13 protein-coding genes and 2 pseudogenes are annotated in these 8,003 nt (G+C 62.2%); 10 read left to right on the top strand and 5 right to left on the bottom strand.

Annotation, left to right across the window (positions count from 1 at the left end; translation table 11 throughout):
- Positions 1 to 364 precede the first annotated feature (364 nt).
- Positions 365 to 634, bottom strand: a complete 270-nt coding sequence (locus ACOJVU_RS15620) for a DUF1778 domain-containing protein (RefSeq protein WP_421530616.1) — start codon at positions 632 to 634, stop codon at positions 365 to 367.
- A 376-nt stretch (positions 635 to 1,010) separates the two neighbouring features.
- Here ACOJVU_RS15620 and ACOJVU_RS15615 point away from each other — a divergent pair, with 376 nt between their 5' ends.
- The 3 genes from ACOJVU_RS15615 (at position 1,011) to ACOJVU_RS15605 (ending at position 2,226) form a co-directional block, all read left to right on the top strand.
- Positions 1,011 to 1,259, top strand: coding sequence for an AbrB/MazE/SpoVT family DNA-binding domain-containing protein (locus ACOJVU_RS15615; RefSeq protein WP_421530615.1), 249 nt, complete (start codon positions 1,011 to 1,013; stop codon positions 1,257 to 1,259).
- A gap of 5 nt (positions 1,260 to 1,264) precedes the next feature.
- On the top strand, positions 1,265 to 1,672 hold the full coding sequence (locus ACOJVU_RS15610) for a PIN domain-containing protein (protein WP_421530614.1): 408 nt from the start codon (positions 1,265 to 1,267) through the stop codon (positions 1,670 to 1,672).
- A 242-nt stretch (positions 1,673 to 1,914) separates the two neighbouring features.
- The gene (locus ACOJVU_RS15605; RefSeq protein WP_421530613.1) at positions 1,915 to 2,226 is read left to right on the top strand and encodes a CDGP domain-containing protein; all 312 of its coding nucleotides are present in this window, start codon (positions 1,915 to 1,917) and stop codon (positions 2,224 to 2,226) included.
- Between the two features lie 36 nt (positions 2,227 to 2,262).
- On the opposite strand, the gene ACOJVU_RS15600 is transcribed toward ACOJVU_RS15605, so the two are convergent.
- On the bottom strand, positions 2,263 to 2,535 hold the full coding sequence (locus tag ACOJVU_RS15600) for a hypothetical protein (protein ID WP_421530612.1): 273 nt from the start codon (positions 2,533 to 2,535) through the stop codon (positions 2,263 to 2,265).
- 12 nt (positions 2,536 to 2,547) lie between these two features.
- On the opposite strand from ACOJVU_RS15600, the gene ACOJVU_RS15595 reads away from it, so the two are divergent.
- The gene (locus ACOJVU_RS15595; protein WP_421530611.1) at positions 2,548 to 2,805 is read left to right on the top strand and encodes a hypothetical protein; all 258 of its coding nucleotides are present in this window, start codon (positions 2,548 to 2,550) and stop codon (positions 2,803 to 2,805) included.
- 12 nt (positions 2,806 to 2,817) lie between these two features.
- Here ACOJVU_RS15595 and ACOJVU_RS15590 read toward each other — a convergent pair.
- From ACOJVU_RS15590 to ACOJVU_RS15580, 3 genes and pseudogenes are all read right to left on the bottom strand, one after another.
- Positions 2,818 to 3,000 (bottom strand): annotated as a pseudogene (locus ACOJVU_RS15590) (IS1380 family transposase); the annotation flags it as partial.
- A gap of 369 nt (positions 3,001 to 3,369) precedes the next feature.
- Positions 3,370 to 4,132, bottom strand: a pseudogene (locus ACOJVU_RS15585) (transposase); the annotation flags it as partial.
- 46 nt (positions 4,133 to 4,178) lie between these two features.
- Positions 4,179 to 4,877, bottom strand: a complete 699-nt coding sequence (locus ACOJVU_RS15580) for a phosphoadenylyl-sulfate reductase (RefSeq protein WP_421530610.1) — start codon at positions 4,875 to 4,877, stop codon at positions 4,179 to 4,181.
- A gap of 372 nt (positions 4,878 to 5,249) precedes the next feature.
- On the opposite strand from ACOJVU_RS15580, the gene ACOJVU_RS15575 reads away from it, so the two are divergent.
- The 6 genes from ACOJVU_RS15575 (at position 5,250) to ACOJVU_RS15550 (ending at position 7,807) form a co-directional block, all read left to right on the top strand.
- Complete coding sequence (locus ACOJVU_RS15575) at positions 5,250 to 5,480, top strand: CopG family transcriptional regulator (protein ID WP_421530609.1); 231 nt, start codon at positions 5,250 to 5,252, stop codon at positions 5,478 to 5,480.
- Complete coding sequence (locus tag ACOJVU_RS15570) at positions 5,477 to 5,893, top strand: type II toxin-antitoxin system VapC family toxin (RefSeq protein WP_421530608.1); 417 nt, start codon at positions 5,477 to 5,479, stop codon at positions 5,891 to 5,893. Before ACOJVU_RS15575 ends, ACOJVU_RS15570 begins: the two co-directional genes overlap by 4 nt.
- A 193-nt stretch (positions 5,894 to 6,086) precedes the next feature.
- Complete coding sequence (locus ACOJVU_RS15565; protein ID WP_421530607.1) at positions 6,087 to 6,332, top strand: hypothetical protein; 246 nt, start codon at positions 6,087 to 6,089, stop codon at positions 6,330 to 6,332.
- Between the two features lie 22 nt (positions 6,333 to 6,354).
- Positions 6,355 to 6,720 carry a type II toxin-antitoxin system VapC family toxin gene (locus ACOJVU_RS15560; RefSeq protein ID WP_421530606.1) on the top strand — a complete coding sequence of 122 codons (366 nt, stop codon included), beginning with the start codon at positions 6,355 to 6,357 and terminating at the stop codon, positions 6,718 to 6,720.
- 500 nt (positions 6,721 to 7,220) lie between these two features.
- Positions 7,221 to 7,469: a ribbon-helix-helix protein, CopG family gene (locus ACOJVU_RS15555; protein ID WP_421530605.1), complete on the top strand. Its 249-nt coding sequence runs from the start codon at positions 7,221 to 7,223 to the stop codon at positions 7,467 to 7,469.
- Positions 7,463 to 7,807: a type II toxin-antitoxin system PemK/MazF family toxin gene (locus ACOJVU_RS15550; RefSeq protein WP_421530604.1), complete on the top strand. Its 345-nt coding sequence runs from the start codon at positions 7,463 to 7,465 to the stop codon at positions 7,805 to 7,807. The genes ACOJVU_RS15555 and ACOJVU_RS15550 overlap by 7 nt, the downstream gene beginning before the upstream one ends.
- Positions 7,808 to 8,003 lie beyond the last annotated feature (196 nt).

Raw genomic sequence — 8,003 nt, 5'->3', positions numbered from 1 at the left:
CCACCGCCCAGAACTCGTCAGAAATCACACCAATCCGCGTCACCAGCCAATCCTGGCTGGTCAACAGTCGAAAAATTGGGAGACACGCCCTAGCCGGCCTACTAGGAGCGCGGGAACCTGCAATGGGGCGCCCTTCGCCAATGGCGTGGGACTTGCTGACCGATCCACCGATGTCATCGACAAAGTCGCGTAGCAGACCACCCTGTGATCAACATCAGCGATCACCCAGACCGCTGCGGTGTTGCCGCGTCGGTTCTGGCCGGCGTAGCGGCGCAGCCACTCGTCCAGGGACGAATCGCCCGACGTGAACTCGTCGCGCCGGTGTCCATCCGGGTCGAGTACGTTCGGCCGGTAGAACTGCACTTCAGTCGAGCCAGGTGAACTTCGCCGGCCGCTTCAAGGTGGCCGCCAGTCGCTCGTTAACCTGCGCCGGATGGTTCAGTGCTTCGGTGAACACGGCCGCCGAGGCGGGGGACAGGCGAATTGTCTGCCGCTCGGCGAGCAAATTGTCGGCGGCCTGGCTGGCGGCCTGCAGCACGAACGCCGTCACGCTCAGGTGCGCCTCGGCGGCGGCCTCCTCCAGCCGCCGCTTGGAGGTTGCGTCGACGCGCAGCTGCAGGCGGTCATCTTTCATCGAAGTCATGTACGTACAATGGCAGTACGCGAACTTCTGGTCAAGCGAGGGGTCGTCGGCACCGGTGCATTACGCTGTGGGATCCCATATTCAGCCGCCGATCGGTTACGCAACAACGTTGCTAGGTAGACAAGCTTTCGTGGCGTGTAGTCCAGCAGACCCGCCGCGAACTTGACAAACAAAGCGCCTGGCAGATGTGCGGCGTCCGGTTGAGACCTCCGCATCGACGCGGTTCTGGGCGCTCGGCTTGACCCCTGCTCAAGGGGTTCAGGCCGGCGACGTTCCGGGCTGATCTATCGAAGCTGCCTTCGCACCTGCGATGTCCAGATCGCATTACCTCGGCGTGTACGTAGTGCAGAACGGTAGAGTAATAGATATGGACATAACCATTACCGTGACCAGGAAGGGGCAGACAACGCTTCCGGTCGCCGTTCGTCGCCGGCTCGGTTTGGCCGATTCGGGTGGAGTGTTGCGCGCGCACCTGAACGAGGACACCGGGGAACTCATCATCACCAAACCGCCGAGTGCCAACGAGTTGAGCGAACGCGTTAGTCGCCATATCAAGCCGGGCACCCGCCCCCTGCTGGATGTCGATGACTTTTACCAGTCCCAGCGCGAGTCGTAGGCGTGATGCCCACATTTGGCGGTTCACTTGACGCCAATGTCGTACTCCGCCTGCTGCTTAACGATGTTCCCGACCAACACGCGGCGGCAGTCGCACTACTTGAAAGTGCCGATGCGCCATTCGTCGTGTCGGACTTCGCCATCATCGAGGTGGTCTTCGCTTTGTGCCGCCACTATGAATTCAGCCGTGCCGCGGCAGCCGAGGCGATCGAGGGCCTGATGTCGCTGACCCAGATCGATTGCAACCGTGTCATGTTCAAGCTCGCACTGCCGTTTTTCACCGATCATCCGAAGCTGTCGTTCGAGGATTGCTGCCTGGCCACATATGCGGAATTGTCGAACGCCGCACCATTGTGGACCTTCGATAGGAAACTGGCTGGCCAAGCCCAGTCGGCCCGACTGGTGCCGATGTAAAGATATGCACTGTCGAACTCCCATTGCCTTACTGAAGTTAGGGCGCGGCGGCCGGTGCCGCGATGCGCGGGCGTGTGCAATCTGCTCCCCGCCTGCCCTGACGACGTCGCTCAGAACCTGGATGTTGGATAGATGCCGGGTTGGATATCCAGCCTGACCCGTGGTGTCTCGGTACCAGGAACGCTGGTGGCTGGTCGCGTGTTGCCGCGCTCGCGATATGGATAGGAGCACCGACTGTCACCATGCCACCACCTGCCCGCGCGGTGCCGGTGGTCACGCCGAATTGCGTCGAGCAGTTTTGGATGCTCGTCCTGCGGGCCAGCACACGCAGGATCTGCGACGGCCCGATCCGGCCCGACGGGTCATGGCACCGTTGTCGCCTGTTCTACGCCCCCGACTATGTCATTCCAGCACACGTTTACTGCTCCGGGGGGAGATACTCGACGTACTGCATCTACTATCCACCTCAGTATGTGCCTGAGTTGAACCAGTCGGAATGCTACGAGGTCACACCGGACACGGTGCAGCCGGACGAGCCGGGGCACTTACTGTAGCTACTCGGCTGGGCGATGGTGAACTTGCCGGTCCGCTCAGGCCGGACGACGGCGTGACCGAACCGCCACGTTGACCTCACCGCTATTGCTGTCGCTCTGGAAGGCGGCGTGTTCGTTGGTCGCCACCCCGACGTTGCCGACCGCCGCCACGACGACGTTCTTGTCGCCCACGATGCCGGTGTACGGGGCCAGGGCGATGTTGACGAGCACCGGCAAGTACAGCAAGAGCGTTGCGGCGTCGTTGGTGCCCGCACCCAACAGAGATGCGTTGGTGTTGGTGCCGCCGACCGGATCGACGCGCGCGCCCAAATCGCAGGCGAGGTGCTAGGGCGGCTGCGCATCGTCTATCGCCGGGACGGCCGGCGCATCGTGGGTATTCACGCGCTCGTCGAAGGCGCGGCGGACCTCATGGGCGAGGCGGCGCTTGCGGTGCGAAATGGCTTGACGCTGGAGCAGATGGCGGCCAGCATCCACCCCCATCCGACGCTGACGGAAGCCTTCGGCCTGGCCACGCGCACCGCGCTTGCGGGCCTTCTCGCCCCGGTCGTTTCAACCGCAATACGAATGGAAAGCAAATGACATCAGGAAATGGATCTTTTCCGGATTGTGGCTGGCCAACGGTTTGCGCCACGGCCTCAACGCGGCCGAAAGCGCATCGATGAGGCCCACCTGCTCGGCGTTGCGCACCAGGGTGATCGCACCGGCCTGCGAGACGATCCCGCGGCCGGTGGCGTCAACGGACAACGATGGGTACCAGGACGTAGACTTGCCCACCCGAAAGGTGCTCCTCGAACTTGCGATATTCGACCTTAGACAAGCCGAATTATCCCAGTTCAGAGCACCTTTCTTCATTCACGACACGGAACTCCTTGTCCGGGTGGGGTATTCGCTAAACTCTTGTCGTTGGCTGAGGTGCAAAAGTACCGGCGCAGCGAGGGTTTCGCCGAGTTCGAGGCGACGGTTGTGTGGTGATTGTGGCCATGCGTGCAAAGATTGCCACTATGTTGCCCCCGCATACCACCGCTTCGACGGGATGCCTCGTGGTGCGCGGCGTCGTGCACGATGACGTCGCAGTTGCCGCTGACTGTCCAGGCATGGTTTTCGAATTATCGACTACCGCGGTCGAGTTCGAACTTATGGGCGGGTGCGCGCCAGTGTGGGCGGCACGCCCAGACGCAGCACCGTGAGCGTCTCACCGAGACCCTCACGCAGCGATGCCGCGGCACCGGGGTGGGTGCGGTCGAGCTCCTTGGCCAGGGCCAGCAGTGCGGCCTCGGCTTCCAGCGCCGAGTCAGCGTGGTGGGCGGCAGTCATCTTCTTGCCGAAGGTGGACCTAAGTCGTTGCGGCAGAAGATCTGTGACATTCCTGACTTTGTGGATTTGGCAGCGTTGGATCACCGGACGCTCCAACACCTCGACCACCGCATTGCGCAGCACCTTGGACCCGTCGATACCCACCAGCATCGAGCGAGCCACATCCAGGCCGCGCTCCCGTAAGCCCACCAGCAGGTCGGTGACCAAGGTGGCGTTCTCGGCGGAGCCCTCCATCAGCGCCAGCGGATGCTTGTTGCCCCTCGATGTCGATCCCCAACGCGACCACGCAGCAGGACTAGGCGAAATGCACCCCGTCGATGAGCAGCGCCACCACGTCCAGCCCCGAGAGGTTCTTGGCCAGCAGCTCAGCCAGCGCGGTCTCGGTCATCGCCACGAACTTCCTTGACACCGCCGACTTACTTGTCACAGAGGCCGTTTCATCGACTTGCCGGCCGACTGGCTCCAATCCGACCCGGTAGCGGCGCGTCGAGAGCCCGGCCAGCATCTTCTCCATCGCCATGCGGCCCAAGATCTCCGTCGAGCCAAACAGCTCATAAGAGACCACCGGCAGCTCACCGGAGCCGTCGGCGGCACCCGAGCGGCGCTCATCGCGACGAAGCCGGGCAGAACGAGCGCGCTTACGGCTGGACGTGGATGCCGCACTCGGTCTTGGCGAACCCCGCCCAGCGTCCGCTGCGTTTGTCGGCGCCCGGGGCCGGTTTGGTGGTCATGGGGGCGCAGCCGATGGATGTGTAGCCCTCGTCCATCAAGGGATTGACCAATACGTTCTTTTCGGTGATGTAGTCGGCCAACTCTTGGTCTGACCATGCGGCGATCGGGTTGACCTTCACCAGCTTGAATTTTTCGTCGAAGCTGATCAGCGGCGTGTTGGCGCGGCTCGGCGAATCGGCACGGCGAAGCGCGGTTACCCACGCGGAAAAGTCGGGCAGCGTTCTAGACAGCGGCACCACTTTGCGTAGCCGGCAACATTCGTCCGGGTCGGTGTAGCACAGGCTGGTGCCCAACGACAGCACCGAGGGTTCCGGGTGCAAGGTCATCAACCGGATGTCGTAGCTGGCTTCGACCGCGTCACGCGTTCCGAGGGTTTCAGGGAACTCGTTGCCGGTGTCGACGTAAAGCACCTGCACGCCGGGGCGAACCTTTGCGGCCAGGTCCACCACCACCGCGTCTTGCATGCTGCAGGCCACCACGTAGTCGTCGGCACCGAAGGTTTCGTCGGTCCAGCGCAGCAGGTCGACGGCGCTGGCTCCGTCGAGGCTCGCCGCGCCGTCTGCGGCGAGCTTACGCAGCTCCGCCTCGGTAAAAGAACGAGCCATCGATATCTCCGATCGTTACGTTTGTTGTTTCCATGGTATCCGGTAGCCGCTGCATGATCTACGGCCGACGGACTTGATCGGGTGTCATGGGCCCGTGACGGCGAGGAGACGAGCGAGACCTCAGACTTCGTCGCGTGCTCGACCTATAACGACCGATACGTTTCGACGGAGAGCCCTTCGCAGGATATCTCGTTGGTTCATCGATCATGAGAGATCGCGCGCAACATCTGTTAGTAGATCTGTCGTTACGCAATACAACTCGCAACGGTCAGTTGTGAATTCTCGCTACGCCATCAACGCACTCGATCGGATGCTGACGCGCTGGAGCAACAATATGTAGTCAACGTAGCGGCAGATATGTATATTGGAGGTGTGAAGACGATCACGATCACGATCCCCGAAGAGCTCGACTTGCTGGCTGCCGCGGAAGCCCGGCGTCGCGGCATCTCCAAGTCCGAGTTGATCCGCGTGGGCCTCGGCACCGTCCTTTCGCCACCGCTCGGCGAGTCCGATGAAGGCCTGTGGCGCTCGCTCGCGGGGTTTGGGTCGGACCATGTTTCGGTGGAACCAGGCGAGGTCGACGGCGTTGTCTACGGCCAGTGAAGTTCGCCGACACGGGATGGTGGGTGGCGTGGGCGCTGCCCGGGGATACTCGGCACGATGACGCGCTGGACATGCTGGGCGCTCTTGGACGGTCCGAACAGATCCTGACGACGAACCTTGTTGCGGGCGAGACCTGGACGTTCCTGCGGCGCAAGGACAGCCACCGAACTGCGCTGGCCTTTCTCGATCGGCTCGACACTCTGCGGAATGCCGAGCGCCTCGTCGTGCACCGAGTTACAGAAGACCAGGAAGCTGCAGCGTGGGACTGGCTTCGCAAACACGACGAGCGGGCGTACTCGTACGTGGACGCAACGAGTTTTCGCGTCATGCGTGACCGGCGGCTGCGCGAAGCCCTAGCGTTCGACCAGGACTTCACGGCGGCCGGATTCGTAGAGGTCCGGGTCAACCCGTAGTGAACTCGACGCATATCGGATCTCGGCCAACCGGATGCGCAACGCGGATCAGATTTGGCAGCGAAATATATTGCAGCACAATTCACGTCGCATTGGCTGCTGGTAACGGTGCGTTTTGCGGAGGTGCGAGTAGCCAAGGGTACTCATGCGCAGTCGCATGAGCCTATGCGTATATGCATGATACGATGCTGCTATGCCTAAGACGATTCAAATTCGCGACATAGACGACGATATATATGCCGCGTTGGTCCGTCGTGCCGCGGAGGAGCGGATCACGGTGCCCGAGTTGCTGCGCCGTGAGGCGGCCCGGCTGGCGGCGCGCCCTTCGGTTGCGCAGTGGTTGACGCGGACCGGTCGTCGACCCTCGGAGGTTTCCACGACTGAGGTGCTGGAGAGTTTGGATGAGTGGCGCGGCGAGTGGCCCAATGCTGGTCGTTGACGCGTCGTGTTTATTCGAGGTTGTGGCTGACACACCCCGGGCGGGCGCGATCGGGGCGCGTCTGGCGGCGGACGTCGATCAGATGGCGCCGCACGTGATCGACGTTGAAGTGATGGGCGTCATCCGGGGCCAGTACTTGGGGGGGCGATTGGACGGCACGGCTGCGCAGCAGGCCGTCACTGACTTGCGCGATTGGCCGGGCGAGCGTGTCGGGCACCGGTGGCTGTTGGAGCGTGCGTGGCAGCTGCGGGATTCGGTGCGGGGATGGGACGCCTTGTACGTGGCACTCGCGGAGGCATTCGATGCGACTCTGGTGACGATGGATGAGCGGCTTGCGCGCGCGCATGGACCGATCTGCAGGATCGACGTCCTAAGAGCGGGGAACTAACTAGTTCCAAAGCGTTTGCGCGGCATCGTCATCCGGCTGAAACCGTCACTGTGACGTATGTGAGAAATCAGAAGGCCGCCGGCCCAGGGGAGCGTCGGGCGATGCGGCAGCTTTTGCATCCGATGAAACTGAAACGCTGAGCACGTGCAGATTATTTGCACAGACGCAAGTGGTCAAATACTTTGTGTCACACTGTAACTCATAGTAGAAATTAGCAATGGTGCGTGTTCGACAGGTACGAGTCGCTACCCGTGATGCAGGAAGTTGTCGAGCCAGCGCCAAATCTGACGCATAGATCCTGGTTCGACACCGTGGCGTATTTATAGGGTCGAACCCGGGCGGATCAATGCCTCGCGGCCATCCGACTCGGTCGACGCTTGGTCGATCCGGCGCTGTCAAGCTTTCCCGGATCAGCGCGACTGGCACTGTCAGGGCAGGCCCGCAAAGTACGGTACGACCGCCGAGTGTATAACCCGGTTATACCGGGTTATACTTTCTGTATGAAAACAGCTATCTCGCTTCCGGACGAGACGTTCGATCGCGTAGCACAGCGGGCGAGTGACCTCGGCGTGAGTCGATCCGAGTTCTTTGCCCGAGCTGCGCAGCGCTACCTGGACGAGTTGGATGCACAATCGCTGACTGGACAGATTGACAGTGCGCTAGAACGTGTCGATGGCGCCGACGAGGCGGAGGCCGCCGCCGTGGCTATCGGGCGTCGGGTGTTGGATGCCGTGGACGACGGGTGGTGATCAGCCGCGCTGACGTCTACTGGGTTGACCTCGGACCGCCGTCCGGAAGCCGCCCCGCGAAACGCCGACCGGTGCTCGTAGTCCAGTCTGACCCGTACAACGCTAGTCGCCTCGCCACCGTGCTCGCCGCGGTGATCACCTCCAACACGGCCTTGGCGACGATGCCTGGCAACGTATTCTTGCCCGCAACCGTCACAGGGCTCCCGCGTGATTCGGTTGTCAACGTCACGGCGCTTGTCACGCTGAACAAGACTGACCTCGCCGATCGAGTAGGAAATGTGCCGCCGAGCCTGATGCACGAGGTCGAGCGCGGGCTTCGTCGAGTGCTGGACCTCTAAGTGGTCTCGCCCGTAAGTTCGTCGGGGATTGTTACCAGACGCCGCGGGTGCCGAGTCTGCGCTGGCGGCGTCGAGACTGTGCTCAGCGCTACTTTTTTCGCCTTGGATTCAAGCGGTGGCTGCAACGAATGTGGACGGGTCTGAGAGTAGTCGGTCGAGTTCTTCGGCGGGGGTGCGCCAGCCGAATCGTTTGCGG

It is taken from the genome of Mycobacterium sp. THU-M104, from assembly GCF_049197365.1.
GTDB lineage: Bacteria > Actinomycetota > Actinomycetes > Mycobacteriales > Mycobacteriaceae > Mycobacterium.
The sequence above is the reverse complement of the archived record's forward strand: the minus strand, read 5'-3'. Positions and strand labels throughout refer to the sequence as shown.

What these genes read in the sequence shown, in the direction of transcription:
- ACOJVU_RS15620 (WP_421530616.1), bottom strand. Translation starts at nt 634, where the DNA reads ATGAAAGATGACCGCCTGCAGCTGCGCGTCGACGCAACCTCCAAGCGG.
- ACOJVU_RS15615 (WP_421530615.1), top strand. Translation starts at nt 1,011, where the DNA reads ATGGACATAACCATTACCGTGACCAGGAAGGGGCAGACAACGCTTCCG.
- ACOJVU_RS15610 (WP_421530614.1), top strand. Translation starts at nt 1,265, where the DNA reads ATGCCCACATTTGGCGGTTCACTTGACGCCAATGTCGTACTCCGCCTG.
- ACOJVU_RS15605 (WP_421530613.1), top strand. Translation starts at nt 1,915, where the DNA reads ATGCCACCACCTGCCCGCGCGGTGCCGGTGGTCACGCCGAATTGCGTC.
- ACOJVU_RS15580 (WP_421530610.1), bottom strand. Translation starts at nt 4,877, where the DNA reads ATGGCTCGTTCTTTTACCGAGGCGGAGCTGCGTAAGCTCGCCGCAGAC.
- ACOJVU_RS15565 (WP_421530607.1), top strand. Translation starts at nt 6,087, where the DNA reads ATGCCTAAGACGATTCAAATTCGCGACATAGACGACGATATATATGCC.
- ACOJVU_RS15555 (WP_421530605.1), top strand. Translation starts at nt 7,221, where the DNA reads ATGAAAACAGCTATCTCGCTTCCGGACGAGACGTTCGATCGCGTAGCA.